Here is a 17,561-nt window from a genome sequence, read left to right as displayed (position 1 = left end):
AGATAGTTCAGAAACTTGGGTCTACGGCGCTGAACCGCCGCCTCGAGCATGCATGACCTGACCGCGCCATTTTACCTGCCAACCGGCCAGGGCAACTGCCCATTCCATCAGCAGCAAGGCATCGCGGAGGGGAATCAGCAGGACTTCATGCCAGGCAAAGGCCAGATCGCTGGTGCGCCGCTGCAAAAAGTGTAGCAAAACCCGCGCCCCGCCACCGAGTACGGCGAGCCCCGCGGTGATGGCGCCGGGGGCCAGGCATAGTCCCAGCAGCAATAACGGCGAGGTAAAACACACGAAAGTCACGGCAAAACCGGCGGGTGCGATGGAGCGGATGGTGCGCAGCCAGCGCAATTCATGCGCCCACAAATCTTTCAATTGGCTTTCACCGACATCGGTGCCCACCACCACCTCCGACAGCACCGTGCGCAGGCCGGCCTGGCGCGTGCGCTCGCCCAGCCAGAAATCATCCGCCAACATATCGCGCAGGGCCTCGAAGCCGCCGATCGCCTGCAAGGCATCGCGGCGCAGGGCGATGGTGGAGCCGAAGGCGAAGCGGGTGGAGCCGAAGGCGTGCGACAGGCGCACCGATGGCGCGAACCAGTCGTCGATAAACAGCCGCCCCAGCCGCGACCAGAACGATGGGCCGGGAATGCCGTGATAGAGGCAGGTGACGATGCCTACGCCAGGGTCGGCCAGCGGCGCCGTTACGCGGGTGAGGTAATCGGCGGCAACGCTGATATCCGCATCGGCCAGTACCAGCCAGTCGTGCTGCGCATGCGGCAGCATGTTCAGCAGATTGCTGACTTTGAGGTTCGCGCCGTATACGCGCGAATCCACCGCCAGGGCGATCGCGCGCTGCGGGAATTCACTGCGCAGCTGCGTTACCACGGCGATCGCCGGATCGTCCGCCTCGCGCACGCCGAACACCAGTTGATAGTCGGGATGCGCCTGTACGCAGAAGCTGCGCAGATTGTCGTAGAGCCTGGCGTCGGTGCCGTGCAGCGGCTTGAGGACGGTGACGGGCCGCGTGGCGGCATGCTTGCCACTGTGCGTTGCGCGCGCGCCTTTCAGCACTGCCCATAGCGCCACGCAGGCGTAGCCCGCGGCTGCAAACACGAGCCCGATGCCGAGTCCGTGGATAATGGCGGTGATGATCCAGCTCAAAGACATGGACGCTTATGCTACCGGCAGGCTGAGCCCCAAAGGGCGCGGAGATTGGGTCCGCTCCTCATCGATGCAAGGGTGTGTGATGAAGATTGCCTCATATGGGTTCCGGCAATGGTGCCTGGCATGCCTGGCTTTCCTTGCCGTGCTGGCCGGCGGGCAGGCATGGGCTGCCGATCGCTATGAGCCTTCCGGTTCTGCTGCCATCGAGGGCGACTGGCTGGTCGCAAGCCGCGATGCGGTGATCCGGATCGAGCAGGTCGGCGACCAATACCAGGGCTATATCCTCTGGCAGCTGCACAATACCTACGGCCCGGAGGACGGTCCGGAGCTCAACGGCAAGATCGTCACCGACCGCAACAACCCCGATCCGGCCCTGCGTTCCCAGCCCCTCACCGGCCTGCGGCTGCTCAAAGGCCTGAGCTATGACGCGGGTAACGGGAAGTGGACGGGCGGGCGCGTTTATAATTCCGAGAACGGTAAGACGTATAATTGTCTGGTCCGGTTGCTAGGACCGAACCGGTTGCAACTGCACGGCTACATCGGCATCAGCCTGCTGGGCGGAAATACCGTGTGGAGCCGGGTCACCATGCGAAACCCCGTCGCTGGTGGCGGACTACCCTTCGAGATGGTTGTGCCAGACAAGTAACACATTGTCCGGCTTGTGTTTTTATTGACCACATCCCTGCGAGACGTATGAATTTCGAATCACGTGCCGATGCTTCCGGAGCATTCCATGCTGCCTCGCAAGCCCAGCCGAACATCGCGCTGGTCAAGTACTGGGGCAAGCGCGATACCGCGCTGAATCTGCCGGCGGTCGGTTCCATTTCCATCACGCTCGACAGTTTGTGGACGCGTACCGAAGTGCGCTTCGTGCCCGGCCAGAAACAGGACGTGGTCAGCCTCAATGGCCGCAGCGACGAGGCCGAGGCCAAGCGCATCAGCGCCTGCATGAATCTGCTGCGCCAGCGTGCCGGGGTCGATTACGGCGCCGAAGTGGCCAGCCACAACAACTTCCCCACCGCGGCTGGCCTGGCGTCGTCGGCCTCGGGTTTCGCCGCGCTGGTACATGCCGGCGCACGCGCGCTGGGCCTGGATCTGAGCCTTGCCGAGCAGTCGGTATTGGCGCGCCGCTGCTCGGGTTCGGCGGCGCGTTCGATCTTTGGCGGCTACGTGGAATGGACGCACGGCCAGCTGGCCGACGGCACCGATTCGGTGGCCAGTCCGCTACTGGATGCCGAGGCGTGGCCGCTGCGCGTTGCCGTGGCGATTACGTCCAAGGCAGCCAAGCAAGTCGGTTCCACCGAAGGCATGCGTCGTACTGCGGATACCTCGCCTTATCAATCCGCCTGGGTGGATACGCAGGAAACGGATCTGAGCGTTGCACGCAATGCGATCCATGCGCGCGACTTCGATGCGCTGGCGCAGATTTCCGAATACAGCTGCCTGAAGATGCACGCGCTGGCGATGGCCGCGCAGCCGGGGCTGCTGTACTGGAATGGCGCCACGGTGGAATGCATGCATCGCGTACGCGCCTTGCGCCAGCAGGGCGTGCCGGTGTTCTTCACCGTGGATGCGGGCCCGCAGTTGAAGGCAGTGTGCGCACCCTCGGCGATCGAGCAGGTGAAGGACGCACTGCGCGATGTGCCCGGCGTGCTGGATGTGCTCGATACCGGCCTTGGCGCCGGTGCGCGCGCCATTCCGGTGGGCGAGCTGGCGAGATGATCGAGCTCACCGCCAGTGCTCCCGGCAAGCTGGTCTTGCTGGGCGAATACGCCGTACTGGAAGGTGCGCCGGCGCTGGTGCTGGCCGTGAATCGCCGTGCCCACGTGCGCATCGAAACGCGCGATGACGGTGTATGCGATGTACATGCGCCGGATCTGGGCGTAAGCGCTGCACGCATGACTATCGATGGCGCCGGCCTGCATTGGCGGTGCGATGCCGCGGTGGCTGGCAAGCTCTCGCTGGTCGAGCACGTATGGCAGGGCATGCAGCGCGAAGGGCTGGCGCCTTCCGCCGGCACCGGCTTCAGCCTGCACCTGGATACCTCCGGTTTTTTCAATGCCGACAGCGAACCGCGCGCCAAGCTGGGCCTGGGCTCGAGTGCAGCGCTTACGGTGGCGCTGGCCTCCGCGCTGGCGGCTTATGCCGGTCATGCCGAGGTGCTTGGCGATCGGCAGCAATGGCTGCGCCGGCTGCTGCATATGCATGGCGGCTGGCAGGGCGGTCGCGGCAGCGGCGTGGATGTCGGCGCCAGTGTGGCCGGTGGCTTGATCCGTTATCAGCTGACAGGGCCTGCGCGCGAACCTGGGTTCAGTGCATTGGCGTGGCCGATGGCCGGCGTGCATTGTCTGTTCGTGTGGTCGGGACAATCGGTTTCGACCAATGATTTTCTGCAGCGCCTTGCACAGTGGCGCACGCAGCGTGCTGCGGAATACACCGCGCATATGGATGAGCTTGGTCGTTTGTCCGAGGCGGCGCTGCAGGCGCTGGCGCGCCAGGATGCTCAATCTTTCATCCGGCTTACAAAAGACTACGCATCGGCGCTGCAGGCCTTCGGTCATGCCTGCGGCCTGGAAATCTATTCGCCGGAGCAGAAAAAGCTCGCCGAACTGGCATCGAGTGCCGGCGTCAGCTATAAGCCCTGCGGCGCTGGAGGCGACTTCGGCGTGGTTTTTGCCGACGATGCGGAAAGGTTGGCGACATTTGAACGCGCCATTGTTCCCGCCGGCATGCATGTCGTTCCCCTCGACCTTGATTCTCAAGGGGTCGACTCCCATATGCGCCAGACGCGAAATTCTTTCCCCACCAGGATTTTGACGTGATCGCCAACGTTCGTGCTGCACGCGATATCCCGCAGTCGGGCTGCGTGACTTACGACCTATACGGAGTGCTTACGGTATGAGCGCCGAATCATCGAGTGCCGAACGGTCCCGATTCCCCGCCTTCTACAAACTTTCTGTCTCTGATCGCGTTCGCATCATGCACGAGCGCGGCTGGCTGTCGGCCGAGGACTATCAGGCGCTGGTCTCCGGCGAGCACACGCTGAAGATCCACAAAGCCGACAAGATGATCGAGAACGTCGTCGGCGTGATGGGCTTGCCGGTTGGCCTGGGCCTGAACTTCCTGGTCAACGGCCGCGACTACATCGTGCCGCTGGTGGTGGAAGAGCCGTCGATCGTGGCTGCCCTCTCGTCCGCGGCGAAAGTCGTGCGCGGTACCGGCGGCTTCACCGTCGAGAGCACCGAGCCGGTGCTGATCGGCCAGGTGCAGGTGGTGGACGTGCCGCATCTTGCGCACGCCAAGGCCGCCCTGCTCCAGCGCAAGGACGAACTGCTCAACCTCGCCAACAGCCTGCATCCGCAGATGGTGGCGCGCGGCGGCGGTGCGCAGGACCTGGAAGTGCACATCCATCCGCGCCCGGAAGGCGGCGACATGCTGGTGCTGCACCTGCTGGTCGACACGCGCGACGCGATGGGCGCCAACCTGGTCAACACCATGTGCGAAGGCATCGCCTCGCTGGTGGAGACGATGACCGGCGGCCGGGTGTTCCTGCGCATCCTGTCCAATCTCACCGACCGCTCGATGGTGCGTGCGCGTTGCGTAATCCCGGCCGAGCAACTCACCGGCAAGGGCTTCACCGGCGAAGAAGTGCGCGATGGCATTGTGCTCGCCAATGAATTTGCCAGCATCGATCCGTACCGTGCCGCCACTCACAACAAGGGCATCATGAATGGCGTCGATGCGGTGGCGCTCGCCACCGGCAACGACTGGCGCGCGATCGAAGCCGCTGCGCACGCCTACGCCGCCCGCGGCGGCCGCTACACCTCGCTCACGCGCTGGTACAAGGGCGAGAAGGGCGAGCTGATCGGCGAGCTGGATATCCCGATGAAAGTCGGCACCGTCGGCGGTCCGCTGCAGTCGAACGCCACGGTGGCGCTCAACCTGCGCCTGCTCGGCGTGAAGACTGCGCGCGAACTGGCCGAAATCATGGGCGCCGTGGGTCTGGCGCAGAACTTCTCGGCGCTGCGTGCGCTGGTCACCGAAGGCATCCAGCAAGGCCATATGACGCTGCATGCACGCAGCGTGGCCGTGGCTGCCGGCGCCACCGCGGAAATCTTCGACACCGTGGTGGAGCGACTGGTGGAAAGCGGCGAGATCAAGATCTGGAAAGCCCAGGAAATCGTCGAGCAGGTGCGCAAGGAGTCGCGCGGCGTGCCGGAAACCCCGGAACAGCCGGCCGTCGATCACCGCGCCTGCGGCCACGGCAAGATCATCGTGCTGGGTGAACACGCGGTGGTGTATGGCAGTCATGCGATCGCCGCGCCGGTACCGCTGGCGGTGCGCGCCGTGGCGCAGGACACCAAGTCCGGCGGCGTGGACATGTTCATTCCGCGCTGGGGCGTGGAATACCGTCTGCACCGTGATCCGGCGCATCGCGATTCCTTCCAGCGCTCGCTCGGCATCATCTTCGACACGCTGGAACTCACCGATCGCTCGATGCGCATCGAAGTGTTCCCCAACGTGCCGCGCGCGATGGGCCTGGGCGGTTCGGCCGCGATGGCGGTGGCGGTGATCCGTGCGCTCGACCAGCATTACCAGCTGGGCCTCAGCGACGAAGAGATCAACGCGCTGGCCTTCCGCTGCGAAGAGGTTGCGCACGGCTCGGCCTCGGGCATCGACAACACGGTGGCCACCTACGGCAAGCCGCTGCTGTACAAGCGCGCCAGCAAGAAGGGCGACGCGCCGATGGTGCGCGAACTGCACTTGCCCAAGCGCATTCCGATCGTGATCGGCATCAGCGGCAAGGAAAGCCTCACCGCCGTGACGGTGGGCAAGGTACGCACGGCATGGCAGCGCAATCCGGCGCTGTACGACGGCATCTTCCAGCAGATCGACGGCCTCACGCTGCAGGGCATGGAAGCGATGCAGCAGTACGACCTGGAACGCCTGGGCGATTTGATGAACATCTGCCACGGCCTGCTCAACGCCTTGCGCGTGTCGAGCTGGGAAGTGGAAGAGCTGGTGCAGATCGCGCGCGAGCATGGCGCGCTCGGCGCCAAGCTCACCGGCGGCGGCGGCGGCGGTTCGATCATCGCGCTGTGCCCGCAGAACCGCGAAAAAGTGGCCGCCGCGATGCGCGATGCCGGCTACCAGGCGATGGAGGTGGACATTGGATAACCAAGAGCTCGAGCGCCAGGAATGGCGTGACTCGAACGAAATCGTCTCCTTCGACGACGAGCCGCTGGTGCTGGTCGATCATGACGACCGCGAAGTCGGCTTCCTCGACAAGGCCTCGGCGCATGAGGGCAAGGGCACCTTGCATCGCGCGTTCTCGCTGTTCGTGTTCAATGCGAAGGGCGAGCTGCTGTTGCAGCAGCGCGCGCCGGGCAAGCGCCTGTGGCCGGGGTACTGGTCCAACACGTGCTGCAGCCATCCGCGCCGCGGCGAGACCATCGACACGGCCATCCATCGCCGCCTGAAGGAAGAGCTGGGCCTGGCCTGCGAACTGCAGTACCTGTTCAAGTTCGAGTACCACGCGCAGTTCGATGCCGACGGTGCCGAGCACGAGCTGTGCTGGGTCTACGCCGGCCGCAGCGACGATGCGCCGACCGTCAACGTGAACGAGATCTCGGGCCTGCGCTATATCTCGCCCGACGCGCTCGATGCGGAAATGGCCGCCAAACCGGAAACTTTCACCCCTTGGTTCAAGATCGAATGGGAGCGGATCCGCCGTGAGCATGCTCACGTATTCGCTGCCCGCTCCAAGGGTTAGGCGGGCTCGGCATAACGGCAGCCCGGCGGGCTGCCTTATACTGGCCCACACGCAAGACTTACAGCCATCGATGCGCAGGCCCGCGAAAGGGTCCGCATCGCGGCATTGACGTACTGGAGAATCCCTTGGGTATTCCACTTATTCAGCAGACCACGATCGCCCGCTACATCCTCAGCAAGAAGCTGACCGGCCAGAAGCGCTACCCGCTGGCGATGATGTTGGAGCCGTTGTTCCAGTGCAATCTGGCCTGCGCCGGCTGCGGCAAGATCGACCAGCCCAAGGAAATCCTGCAAAAGCGCATGAGCGTGGAACAGGCACTGGCCGCGGTGGACGAGTGCGACGCGCCGGTGGTGTCGATCCCGGGCGGCGAGCCGCTGATCCACAAGGATCTGCCGAAGATCGTCGAGGGCCTGATCGAGCGCAAGAAGTTCGTGTATCTGTGCACGAATGCGATCCTGATGCCCAAGCACATCGACGAGTACAAGCCCTCGCCGTACTTCACCTGGTCGGTGCATCTGGATGGCCTGGAAAAGCGCCACGACGAATCGGTTTGCATGGACGGCGTGTTCGACAAGGCAGTGGCGGCGATCAAGCTGGCGCTGTCCAAGGGCTTCCGTGTCACGGTGAACTGCACGCTGTTCAACAGCGAGCCGCCGGAGGAAGTCGCCGACTTCTTCGACTATGCGATGGAACTGGGCGTGGAAGGCATCACCGTGTCGCCGGGCTACAGCTACCAGCATGCGCCGCGCCAGGACGTGTTCCTCGGCCGCAGCGAAAGCAAGCACCTGTTCCGCAACATCTTCAAGGTCGGCAAGGAACGCAAGAGCAAGTGGGCGTTCAACCAGTCGGCGATGTTCATGGACTTCATCGCGGGCAACCAGGCCTACCAGTGCACGCCGTGGTCCAACCCCACCTACAACATCTTCGGCTGGCAGAAGCCGTGCTACCTGTTGGTCGACGAAGGCTACGCCAAGACCTACAAGGAGCTGATGGAAGAGACCGAGTGGGAAAAGTACGGCGTCGGCATCAATCCGAAGTGCGATAACTGCATGGCGCACTGCGGCTTCGAAGGCACCGCGGTGGACGACATGTTCGCGCATCCGCTGAAGGCGCTGAAGGTGTCGATGTTCGGTCCGCGCACCGATGGCCCGATGGCGCCGGATCTGCCGGTGAAGTACGGCGATCGCGCCGACGCCACCGCGATCAAGATTCCGATCAGCTCGATCCAGCGCCGCAGCTCGTCGACCGGCGTCGACGCCAACCACTGACCTGATCGCGACCACCTATGAGTACCTTGGCATGGGTGGCCGCGTTGCTGCCGGTAGTGATGTGGGTAGGCCTGCTGCTGGTACCGTGGCGGCCGTGGAGTACCCGCGAGCGCATTGAAGCCGACCCGCATGCCGGGTCGGTCGATCTCAGCGAGATCACCGTACTGATTCCGGCACGCAATGAGGCCGATGTCATCGGCCTCACGCTGGCCGGCCTGCAGGCACAGGGCAGCGGGCTGCAGGTGGTGGTGGTGGACGATCAGTCCAGCGACCGCACGGCGGAGATCGCCGCCTCGTTTCCGAATACGCGCGTGATCAGCGGCCAGCCACTGCCCGAGGGCTGGGCCGGCAAGCTGTGGGCGCTGGAGCAGGGCAAGTCGCAGGTACGCACGCCGATCACCTTGCTGCTGGATGCGGATATCCAGCTGCAGCCGGGACTGCTCGCCGCGCTGCTGGCGCATAAGCGTCGCGACAATCGCCAGTTCGTTTCGCTGATGGCGGATCTGCGCCGCACCAGTTTCTGGGATCGCCTGCTGCTGCCGGCGTTCGTGTACTACTTCAAACTGCTGTATCCGTTCTCGGTTTCCAACTCGTCCTCGCGTCTGGTTGCGGCGGCCGCAGGCGGCTGCATCCTGGTCGACAGCGAAGCGCTGCAGCGGGCTGGCGCCTTCGCCAGCCTGCGCAATGCGCTGATCGACGACTGCACGCTGGCGCGGCAGGTCAAGAACGCCGGCTATCGCACCTGGCTGGGCCTCAGCCGCGGCGTGGTCAGCCTGCGCCCATACGGCACGCTGGGTTCCATCCACGACATGGTGGCGCGCTCCGCCTTCACCCAGCTGGGCTATTCCACCGTGGTGCTGCTGGTGGTGACGGTGCTGTTCGCGCTGGCCTATGGCCTGCCGTTCCTGCTGCTGGCCGGCACTGCCACCTGGCGCCTGGGCCTGCTGGCGCTGCTGGCGATGATGCTCAGCTATCTGCCGATGCTGCGCTACTACCGCATGCGGCTGGCCTGGGCTCTGCTGCTGCCGTTCGGCGCGCTGCTCTATCTGGGCATGACCTGGAGCTCGGCCATCCGCTACTGGCGCGGCGTACGCTCGCGCTGGAAGGACCGCACCTACAGCACCTGACAACGCGGTTTTCCCCTACGTGTCGTCCGGCAGGCTTGGAAGATGGGGGCGCTCTGGCTAGAGTCAGGGGCTACCTATTCATGCCCTGCAGCCGCCGGGCCGCCACCTTGGGGAGCCTTCATGCCTCGTCTTCGTATCCTTGCGATCGCCACGTCGATCGCGCTCGCCGCCTGTTCCCAGTCGCCCAACAACACCGGCAACTCGGCGCCGGCGGCTTCGGGCACGGCGCCGGCCAAGGCGGCCACCACGGCGAACGCCGAGGCGGTGGCCAGCAATCCGTTCTTTGCCGCCAGCACGCTGCCGTATCAGGCGCCGCCGTTCGACAAGATCAAGGACAGCGACTACCAGCCGGCAATCGAAGAAGGCATGAAGCAGCAGCTGGCCGAAGTCGACAAGATCGCCAACAGCGCCGACGCACCGACTTTCGAAAACACCTATGTGGCGCTGGAGAAAACCGGCGTGCTGCTCAATCGCGTGATGACGGTGTTCAACGGCGTCACTGCCGCCAACACCGACGATGCGCTGCAGAAAGTGCAGGAAGACGAAGCACCGAAGCTGGCCGCGCACGCCGACGCGATCCATCTCAACAGCAAGCTGTTTCAGCGCATCCAGTCCGTGTACGACCAGCGCGATTCGCTCAAGCTCGATGCCGAATCACAGCGCCTGGTCGAAGTGGTGTACCGCCAGTTCGTGATGGCCGGCGCCAAGCTGTCCGATGCCGACAAGTCCAAGCTCAAGGACTACAACAAGGAAGAAGCCGGCCTGCAGGCGCAGTTCAACAACAAGCTGCTCGCCGCGGCCAAGAACGGTGCGCTGGTAATCGACGACAAGAGCAAGCTCGCCGGCCTGTCCGATGAAGATGTCGCTGCCGCGGCACAGGCAGCGAAGGATCGTCACCTCGACGGCAAATGGGTGCTGACGCTGCAGAACACCACCCAGCAGCCGCTGCTGCAGGATCTGACCGATCGTGCCACGCGTCAGGCGCTGTTCGAGGCTTCGTGGACGCGTGCCGAAAAGGGCGATGCCAACGACACGCGCGACATCATCGAGCGCCTCGCCCAGTTGCGCGCGCAGGAAGCCAAGCTGATCGGCTTCCCCAACTACGCGGCCTGGACGCTGGAAGACCAGATGGCCGAGAAGCCCGAGACGGTGATGAGCTTCATGGCCAAGCTCGCGCCGGCTGCGGTGGCGCGGGCCAAGGTGGAAGCGGCGGATATCCAGAAGCAGATCGACAAGGATCAGGCCGCGCTGCATCAGCCCAGCTTCCAGCTCGAACCCTGGGATTGGGAGCACTACGCCGAAGAAGTGCGCAAGGCTCGCTACGATCTCGACGATGCGCAGATCAAGCCGTATTTCGAACTCAACAACGTGCTGCAGAACGGTGTGTTCTACGCCGCCAACCAGCTCTACGGCCTGAGCTTCAAGGAACGCAAAGACATCCCGGTCTACAACCCCGATGTGCGCGTGTTCGAAGTGTTCGACAAGGACGGCAAGTCGCTGGCGCTGTTCTACTTCGACTACTTCAAGCGCGACAACAAGAACGGCGGCGCGTGGATGGATAGTTTTGTCGGCCAGTCCAAGCTGCTGGGCACCAAGCCGGTGATCTACAACGTGGCCAACTTCACCAAGCCGGCCGACGGCCAGCCTGCACTGCTGTCGATGGATGACGTGGTCACCATGTTCCACGAATTCGGCCATGGCCTGCACGGCCTGTTCTCCGATACGCAGTATCCGACGTTGTCGGGTACCGCCACGGCGCGCGATTTCGTCGAGTTCCCCTCGCAGTTCAACGAGCACTGGGCGACCGATCCGAAGGTATTCGCCAACTACGCGAAGAACTACAAGGACGGCACGCCGATGCCGCAGCCGCTGGTCGACAAGATCAAGAAGGCGGGCCTGTTCAACAAGGGCTACGACATGACCGAGCTGGTCGCCGCGGCGATGCTCGACATGAACTGGCATATGCTGGGTGCCGACGAGCCCAAGCAGAAAACCGACGACTTTGAAGCAGCCTCGCTGAAGAAGGACGGTGTGGATCTGTCCTACGTGCCGCCGCGTTATCGTTCCAGCTACTTCCTGCATATCTGGAGCAACGGTTATTCGGCGGGCTACTACGCCTATCTGTGGACGCAGATGCTGGCGGACGATGCCTTCGAAGGCTTCAAGGACCACGGCGGACTTACCCGCGAGAACGGCGACCGCTTCCGCGCGATGATTCTCTCGCGCGGCAATACGGTGGAGCTGTCCAAGCTGTACAAGGATTGGCGCGGAGCGGATCCGAGCATCGAGCCGATGCTGATCGATCGCGGTTTGAAGCAAGGTTCCACGAAGTAAGCAAAAAAGGCCGGCAATGCCGGCCTTTTTTGTAGGTTGGGTTAGCGCAGCGTAACCCAACGATATCGCTACGAAGATGGATCGTTGGGTTACGCTGCGCTAACCCAACCTACGTAATCCCGGTGTTTCAGTTTAGGACTCGCTCCGCCTTCACTTGCCGAATTCGGCCGGGACAGGTGCCACTGATCCGCTTGAACAAGCGCCGGAACGCCGCTTCGCTGCTGTAGCCAAGCTGCTCGGCAATCGACGCCACCGACAAGCGCCGCTCGCGCAGCATGCGTTCGGCAATGCTCACGCGCCACTGCGTCACGTACTGCATCGGCGGCATTTTCATCAGCTGTGCAAAACGCTCGGCGAAGGCGGAACGCGACATACAGGCGAGCGAAGCCATGCCCTGCATGGTCCACGGTCGTCCCGGCGCTTCGTGCACGGCTTGCAGCACTTTGCAGATACGGCTGTCGGCCAGGGCGGCGAACAGGCCCTGGTGATCGGTATTGCGATTGGCGTAGTCGCATACCGCCAGGGTGAACAAAGTATCGGCCAGCTTGTTCAGCAGCAGCTGGCGGCCGGGCGTGCCGGAATTGGCGACTTCCACCATCATTGCCGACAAATGCCGGAACAGCGCATCGGCTTGGGCGGCCCGCACCACGAAGCAGGCGGGCAGGGCGAAGCTCAGCGGGTGCTGGGCATGGCTGCACAAATGCAGTTCGCCGCAGATCAGGCTGGTGGGAATGTGTTCCTGGCCGTTGCCCGCATACAGCCGGTGCGGATCGCCGTGCGGCAGCACCACCAGGTCGCCGGCCTGCAGTTGCCATGCATCGCGCAGCACCGTGCTTTCGATCATGCATTCGCCGGTGCCGACCAGATGGAACAGTCCGCAGTGGTAGCGCGGCTCGTCCATGAACCAGGAGCCGCAGTACTGCTCCTCGGACACGATCTCCACCCGCAGCATCGACTGATTGAGCAGGGCTTCCAGGGCCGGAACGATGGGCGCCGGGCGCGGTACTGCGGCGAGGGGCTCGACGTGCATGGGCAGAGGCTTCCGTGGCGGGGCGCTATACCGTCCTTCGCTGCAGGCCGGTGCCGGTTACCAGGCGCCCTAGGCGAAGCTCCAGCCGCGGATCAGTCCGGCCTCCAGCCAGCCCTGCAGCAGGGCGACCATGCGCGGCAGCGCGCTGGCCTGTGCGTGGTAGGCGGCCAGCTGCGCGCACAGGGCGGCAAAGGGTTCGCCACGGATCGCGGCCCCCAGCGCCTGCCATTCGTCCACCTCGAGCTGGCGGTAATGGACGCTGCTGTCCTTGCGCCATACCAGCAGCTGACGCGGCTGTTGCAGGCGGCGCAGGCGGGGACGCTTGCCGCCCTGGTCCGCGGCGCGGCGGAAGGCGGCGGTATTGAAGCGGCAATCCAGCACATGCAGGTTTTGCTGCAACGACAATTGCAGGCCTGGCCATGCCTCGGGTGCCACCGCCGACAATTCGGCGATGTTCGCGCTGGGCTCGTCGGCGGCGTCGAAGGCAATCGAGATGGCCCAGTCCACCCGCGCCATTTCGGCCAGCGCGGGGCGATCGCGCCAGGGGCGCGCATAGTCCAGGAAGGCCGCCAGGCCGGCACCGTACCAGCGGATGTTGTAGTGCTCGGAGGGATGGGCCGCGACGTACTTGTCCAGCAGGCGCTCGAACTGGGCGCCTGCCATGTGGTGCAGGCCGGGAAATTCCTGCTTCAACGCATCGCGCAGGCGGACGCGATAGCCATGCCGATACACCTCGAGCCGGCTGCCGGTGTCGGCGATGCCGTCGGCGCGGACCAGCGGCAGCGTGGCCGGCGTCCGCTCAGACAGCACCGCCTGCAACAGCTGTTGCTGCAGGGCCTGCAACGAGCTCATGCGGCATTCCGCAGCAAGGGTTCGGCCAGTGTGCGGGCATGCTCCAGCTCCGCTCTCAGTTCCGCCAGCGGAGGAAAATTGTCATCGCGTTCGATCATGGTCGATACGCGGCCGAAACGTCGCACGGCTTCGATATAAAGATCCCACACAGCATGCGACACCGGCGCATCGTGGGTATCGATGATCAGGTGCTCGCCCTGCTCGTAACCGGCCAGATGGAATTGCTGTACGCGCGAAACCGGAATGCCGCGCAGATAATCCAGGGCCGAAAAGCCGTGGTTCATCGCGCTGACGTGCACGTTGTTGATATCCAGCAGGATCAGGCAATCGGCTCGCTCCGCCACGGCAGCGAGAAATTCCCATTCGCTCAATTGCGAATCGGCAAAACTCACATAGCTGGACACGTTTTCCAGCAGGATGCGGCGCTTGAGCCGGTCCTGCACCTGGCGCACGCGGCCGGCCACATGCTCCAGCGCTTCCTCGGTGTAGGGCAACGGCATCAAGTCGTGCAGGTTCACGCCCTGCACGCCGGTCCAGCACAAGTGATCGGAAACCCAGGCAGGCTCGATCCGCCGCGCCAGCCTGGCCAGGCGGCTGAGATAGTCTTCGTCGAGGGGATCGGTGCTGCCGATCGACAGCGACACACCATGCATCACCAGCGGAAAGCGTTCGCGAAAGCGCTGCAGCCAGATCAGCGGCAGGCCGCCGTTGACCAGATAGTTTTCCGACACGATTTCCAGCCATTCGACCTGGCCGGGGTCGGCGAGCAGATCCTGGTAATGCTCCGTGCGCAGGCCCAGGCCGTAGCCGAGATAAGGCAACCCGATGGTGGATGTGCTCATGGCGATGCTCGCTTGCCCACGGAAAGCGGGGCGCCGTGCCGGCGCCCCGCCGATGACATCACTTCTTCACGGCGGCCTGCGCGGCATCGCAGTCGGCCTGGGTCTTCTGCATGGTGAAGCCCTGGCCCTTGCACGAGTTCTGGCCCTTGCAGGAGTTGCTGGCCTGCTTGCAGGCACCCTGGCCCTTGCACGAAGAAGAATTCATGCATTTGACCTGCGCCTGGTCGCCAGCCGGCGCACCGACCGGTGCAGCCGATACCGCGGCGGCGGCGAACAGACCGGCGACCATCACGGCCATGGCGCTTGCGTTGACTGTCTTGATGTTCATGTCTATGGCTCCTAAAAAGGTTTCGTTCGCCGTCATGCGGCTGTGGGGAATGTCTCGTCCGTGCAGCGGCTTGGCGCTGTCCGTCTCGACAGGGTGATTGTGTTACCGCATTACCGTAGACAACTGCACCCGCGCATCCCGCTTTTATGCCCGATCGTCCGGTCCGCATGCGTGTTCCACGTTGCCGGATCCCTGGCAAGAAAGCCTGGACTGATGGACATGGTGGCTGGGGTGGGGGCCCGCGCATGATGCGCTCACTTCAACCAAAGGGACATGTGCAATGCGTCAATTTATCGCCGAGACCTGCTCGCGCCTGCTGCAGCGGCTGCACGCCGTGCGCTGGCTGGGGCCGCTGGTGGTACGCCTGGTGTTCGGCTACTTCTGGCTGGAGACGGGCATCGCCAAAGTACATAACCTGGATGGCTTCACCCAGCGCTTCGTCGGCTGGGGCATTCCGTTTCCCGCCTTCAGCGCGGGCTTGTCGGCATGGACGGAATTGCTCGGCGGCCTGCTGTTGATGCTGGGCCTGTTCACCCGGCTGGTGACTATTCCGATGATCATCAACATGATCGTGGCGGTAACCCTGGTGGTGTCGAGCAACTTGATGGGGCTGGACGACTACGTCGAAGCGGACGAAGTGGTCTATACGCTGATCTTTTTGTGGTTCTTGATCGCGGGGCCCGGCAAGGCAAGCCTGGATACGCTGGTGGCGCGGTGGCTGCGCATCCGCACGCAGGATTAGCAGCGCCGTATACCTTCGCGAAGTGCACCTGAGCGGTCATTCCGGCCTTCGCCGGAATGACCGTAAGTGGAGCGTGCGTGACGTAGGAAAAAGCTCAGTGCACGATAAACGACAGCAGCAGCTTGATCGCAATGCTCCACATGATCAGCGCGATAAACACGTCGAGCACACGCCAGGCCATCGGCTTGCGAAACAGCGGCGCCAGCAGGCGCGCCCCATAAGCCAGCCCAAAGAACCAGATAAACGACGAGGTGGCCGCGCCGATGCCGAACAACAGGCGCGGTCCTGTCGCCGGCCACGCCGAGGCGAGGCTGCCGATCAGCAGTACGGTATCCAGGTACACATGCGGATTGAGCCAGGTGAAACCGGCGCAGGTGGCGAGCACGCGCCACACACTACGTGTATCAGTGTGCGTATCGGGCGTGAGCGCTTGCGGATGGATGGCGCGACGCAACGCCTGCACGCCGTACCACAACAGTACCAGCGCGCCGATGCAGGCAATCGCCATCAATACGCGCGGATGCTGGCCGACCGCGATGCCGAGGCCGCCCACGCCTGCGGCGATCAGCACGGCATCGGAAAGCGCGCAGAACAGCGCGACCGGAAAGCGATGCGCTTGCAGCAAACCTTGGCGCAACACAAAAGCGTTCTGCGCACCGATCGCCACGATCAGGGATGCGCCAAGCAGAAGCCCGGCCAGCAGGGGAGCGTGGCTCGATCCCGCCACCATCAATATGCAAATTCCTTGAATACCGGATCCACGCTGCCGTTCCACTCGCCGTGAAACAGTTCGAGTTTGCGTTCTGCCGGGGTCTGGTTGGCGTCGACGATCTCGATCAGCGGTTCCAGGAAGATGCTTTCGTCGGCACCATGGCGATTGAGCTGCTGGCGGCGCTTCAGGCCGTGCGCAGCGATCTGCAGCGTCTCGCGCGCCAGGTCGCGCACGGTGCCGTTGCGGAACGGCAGTTTCAGCGCATGCTTGGGTACGCCATCGCGCAGGGCATGGCGTTCTTCGCGGCTGAAGTCCTTGACCAGATCCCAGGCGGCCTGCAGGGCGTCGTCGTCATACAGCAGGCCTACCCACAGCGCGGGCAACGCGCACAGGCGATTCCAGGGGCCACCGTCGGCGCCGCGCATTTCCAGGTATTGCTTCAGCCGCACTTCCGGAAAAGCGGTGGTGAGGTGGTCGGCCCAGTCCTTCATGGTGGCGCGCACGCCCGGTACGGCGTCCAGCGTGCCGGCCATGAAGCGCTTGAAATCCTGTCCGGCCAGATCGAGGTAGCGCCCGTCCTGGTAGCTGAAATACATCGGCACATCGAGCATGTAGTCGACATAGCGCTCGTAGCCGAAGCCATCCTCGAACACGAAATCGAGCATGCCGGTGCGATCGGCGTCGGTATCGGTCCACACATGCGAGCGGTACGACAGATAGCCGTTGGGCTTGCCTTCGGTAAACGGTGAATCGGCGAACAGCGCGGTGGCGATCGGCTGCAGGGCGAGACTGGTGCGGAACTTGCGCACCATGTCTGCTTCGCTGGCGAAATCCAGGTTGACCTGCACGGTACAGGTGCGCGTCATCATGTCCAGGCCGAGCGAGCCGACCTTGGGCATGTATTCGCGCATGATCTTGTAGCGGCCCTTGGGCATCCACGGCATTTCGTCGCGGCGCCATTTGGGCTGAAAGCCCATGCCGAGGAAGCCCAGGCCCAGGCCATCGGCGATCGAGCGCACCTCGTCCAGGTGCGTGTTCACTTCGCAACAGGTCTGGTGGATGGTTTCCAGCGGCGCACCCGAGAGCTCCAGCTGGCCGGCCGGCTCCAGGGTGATATTGGCCTTGCCGCGCATCAGCGCCACCGGGGTCTCGCCTTCGCGCGCGATCTCCCAGCCATAGCGGGCGGCAATGCCTTCGAGCAGGGCGCGGATGCCGCGCTCGCCTTCGAAGGCGGGTGCCCGCAGGTCTTCGGTGCGGAAGCCGAACTTCTCGTGCTCGGTGCCGATGCGCCAGGCCTCGCGCGGCTTTTCGCCGGCGGCGAGGTAGTCGAGCAGTTGCTGGCGGCCGTGGATCGGGGTGCTCTTGACGGCACTGGGTATGGACACT

The 17,561-nt window shown here is 64.0% G+C and carries 16 protein-coding genes; 9 read left to right on the top strand and 7 right to left on the bottom strand.

From position 1 onward, the window contains the following. Nucleotides 1–21 precede the first annotated feature (21 nt). Nucleotides 22–1,170, bottom strand: a complete 1,149-nt coding sequence (gene hpnI / locus IGX34_RS03000) for a bacteriohopanetetrol glucosamine biosynthesis glycosyltransferase HpnI (RefSeq protein ID WP_192554169.1) — start codon at nt 1,168–1,170, stop codon at nt 22–24. On the opposite strand from hpnI, the gene IGX34_RS02995 reads away from it, so the two are divergent. The 8 genes from IGX34_RS02995 to dcp all read left to right on the top strand — a co-directional run bounded on the left by IGX34_RS02995 (nt 1,151) and on the right by dcp (nt 11,669). After that, the gene (locus tag IGX34_RS02995; RefSeq protein WP_192554168.1) at nt 1,151–1,813 is read left to right on the top strand and encodes a DUF2147 domain-containing protein; all 663 of its coding nucleotides are present in this window, start codon (nt 1,151–1,153) and stop codon (nt 1,811–1,813) included. The genes hpnI and IGX34_RS02995 overlap by 20 nt on opposite strands. 47 nt (nt 1,814–1,860) lie before the next feature. Further along, a complete protein-coding gene (mvaD, locus tag IGX34_RS02990) occupies nt 1,861–2,889 on the top strand; it encodes a diphosphomevalonate decarboxylase (RefSeq protein WP_192554167.1) in 1,029 nt (342 codons plus the stop codon). Continuing rightward, the gene (locus IGX34_RS02985; protein ID WP_192554166.1) at nt 2,886–3,989 is read left to right on the top strand and encodes a mevalonate kinase family protein; all 1,104 of its coding nucleotides are present in this window, start codon (nt 2,886–2,888) and stop codon (nt 3,987–3,989) included. The genes mvaD and IGX34_RS02985 overlap by 4 nt, the downstream gene beginning before the upstream one ends. Before the next feature lie 76 nt (nt 3,990–4,065). Continuing rightward, entirely contained in the window at nt 4,066–6,345 is a 2,280-nt protein-coding gene (locus IGX34_RS02980) for a hydroxymethylglutaryl-CoA reductase, degradative (protein ID WP_192554165.1), read from the top strand. Further along, nucleotides 6,338–6,940, top strand: a complete 603-nt coding sequence (gene idi, locus IGX34_RS02975; protein ID WP_225737154.1) for an isopentenyl-diphosphate Delta-isomerase — start codon at nt 6,338–6,340, stop codon at nt 6,938–6,940. Before IGX34_RS02980 ends, idi begins: the two co-directional genes overlap by 8 nt. A 125-nt stretch (nt 6,941–7,065) precedes the next feature. After that, nucleotides 7,066–8,208 (top strand): adenosyl-hopene transferase HpnH, encoded by a 1,143-nt coding sequence (hpnH, locus tag IGX34_RS02970; RefSeq protein WP_192554163.1) that lies wholly within the window; start codon nt 7,066–7,068, stop codon nt 8,206–8,208. A 17-nt stretch (nt 8,209–8,225) separates the two neighbouring features. Beyond that, nucleotides 8,226–9,335: a glycosyltransferase gene (locus IGX34_RS02965; protein ID WP_192554162.1), complete on the top strand. Its 1,110-nt coding sequence runs from the start codon at nt 8,226–8,228 to the stop codon at nt 9,333–9,335. 120 nt (nt 9,336–9,455) lie between these two features. Beyond that, on the top strand, nt 9,456–11,669 hold the full coding sequence (gene dcp, locus IGX34_RS02960; RefSeq protein ID WP_192554161.1) for a peptidyl-dipeptidase Dcp: 2,214 nt from the start codon (nt 9,456–9,458) through the stop codon (nt 11,667–11,669). A 127-nt stretch (nt 11,670–11,796) separates the two neighbouring features. Here the strand turns inward: dcp and IGX34_RS02955 are convergent, their stop codons facing one another. From IGX34_RS02955 to bufA2, 4 genes are all read right to left on the bottom strand, one after another. Beyond that, entirely contained in the window at nt 11,797–12,699 is a 903-nt protein-coding gene (locus IGX34_RS02955; protein WP_192554160.1) for an AraC family transcriptional regulator, read from the bottom strand. A gap of 69 nt (nt 12,700–12,768) precedes the next feature. After that, on the bottom strand, nt 12,769–13,551 hold the full coding sequence (locus tag IGX34_RS02950; protein WP_192554159.1) for an HvfC/BufC N-terminal domain-containing protein: 783 nt from the start codon (nt 13,549–13,551) through the stop codon (nt 12,769–12,771). After that, nucleotides 13,548–14,393: an MNIO family bufferin maturase gene (gene bufB, locus IGX34_RS02945; protein ID WP_192554158.1), complete on the bottom strand. Its 846-nt coding sequence runs from the start codon at nt 14,391–14,393 to the stop codon at nt 13,548–13,550. Before bufB ends, IGX34_RS02950 begins: the two co-directional genes overlap by 4 nt. Before the next feature lie 58 nt (nt 14,394–14,451). After that, nucleotides 14,452–14,721 carry a BufA2 family periplasmic bufferin-type metallophore gene (gene bufA2 / locus IGX34_RS02940; RefSeq protein ID WP_192554157.1) on the bottom strand — a complete coding sequence of 90 codons (270 nt, stop codon included), beginning with the start codon at nt 14,719–14,721 and terminating at the stop codon, nt 14,452–14,454. Between the two features lie 280 nt (nt 14,722–15,001). On the opposite strand from bufA2, the gene IGX34_RS02935 reads away from it, so the two are divergent. After that, the gene (locus tag IGX34_RS02935; protein ID WP_192554156.1) at nt 15,002–15,463 is read left to right on the top strand and encodes a DoxX family protein; all 462 of its coding nucleotides are present in this window, start codon (nt 15,002–15,004) and stop codon (nt 15,461–15,463) included. Nucleotides 15,464–15,557: 94 nt separating this feature from the next. On the opposite strand, the gene IGX34_RS02930 is transcribed toward IGX34_RS02935, so the two are convergent. Next, entirely contained in the window at nt 15,558–16,193 is a 636-nt protein-coding gene (locus IGX34_RS02930) for a LysE/ArgO family amino acid transporter (RefSeq protein WP_192554155.1), read from the bottom strand. After that, nucleotides 16,193–17,560, bottom strand: a complete 1,368-nt coding sequence (locus IGX34_RS02925; RefSeq protein ID WP_192554154.1) for a glutamate--cysteine ligase — start codon at nt 17,558–17,560, stop codon at nt 16,193–16,195. Before IGX34_RS02925 ends, IGX34_RS02930 begins: the two co-directional genes overlap by 1 nt. Nucleotide 17,561: the final 1 nt, after the last annotated feature.

The sequence above is a fragment of the Dyella acidiphila genome (assembly GCF_014863405.1).
Lineage (GTDB): Bacteria > Pseudomonadota > Gammaproteobacteria > Xanthomonadales > Rhodanobacteraceae > Dyella_B > Dyella_B acidiphila.
The sequence above is the reverse complement of the archived record's forward strand: the minus strand, read 5'-3'. Positions and strand labels throughout refer to the sequence as shown.

Coding starts and splice junctions, on each gene's coding strand:
- IGX34_RS02995 (WP_192554168.1), top strand. CDS start 1,151: ATGATCCAGCTCAAAGACATGGACGCTTATGCTACCGGCAGGCTGAGC.
- hpnI (WP_192554169.1), bottom strand. CDS start 1,170: ATGTCTTTGAGCTGGATCATCACCGCCATTATCCACGGACTCGGCATC.
- mvaD (WP_192554167.1), top strand. CDS start 1,861: ATGAATTTCGAATCACGTGCCGATGCTTCCGGAGCATTCCATGCTGCC.
- IGX34_RS02985 (WP_192554166.1), top strand. CDS start 2,886: ATGATCGAGCTCACCGCCAGTGCTCCCGGCAAGCTGGTCTTGCTGGGC.
- IGX34_RS02980 (WP_192554165.1), top strand. CDS start 4,066: ATGAGCGCCGAATCATCGAGTGCCGAACGGTCCCGATTCCCCGCCTTC.
- IGX34_RS02965 (WP_192554162.1), top strand. CDS start 8,226: ATGAGTACCTTGGCATGGGTGGCCGCGTTGCTGCCGGTAGTGATGTGG.
- dcp (WP_192554161.1), top strand. CDS start 9,456: ATGCCTCGTCTTCGTATCCTTGCGATCGCCACGTCGATCGCGCTCGCC.
- IGX34_RS02955 (WP_192554160.1), bottom strand. CDS start 12,699: ATGCACGTCGAGCCCCTCGCCGCAGTACCGCGCCCGGCGCCCATCGTT.
- IGX34_RS02950 (WP_192554159.1), bottom strand. CDS start 13,551: ATGAGCTCGTTGCAGGCCCTGCAGCAACAGCTGTTGCAGGCGGTGCTG.
- bufB (WP_192554158.1), bottom strand. CDS start 14,393: ATGAGCACATCCACCATCGGGTTGCCTTATCTCGGCTACGGCCTGGGC.
- bufA2 (WP_192554157.1), bottom strand. CDS start 14,721: ATGAACATCAAGACAGTCAACGCAAGCGCCATGGCCGTGATGGTCGCC.
- IGX34_RS02935 (WP_192554156.1), top strand. CDS start 15,002: ATGCGTCAATTTATCGCCGAGACCTGCTCGCGCCTGCTGCAGCGGCTG.
- IGX34_RS02930 (WP_192554155.1), bottom strand. CDS start 16,193: ATGGTGGCGGGATCGAGCCACGCTCCCCTGCTGGCCGGGCTTCTGCTT.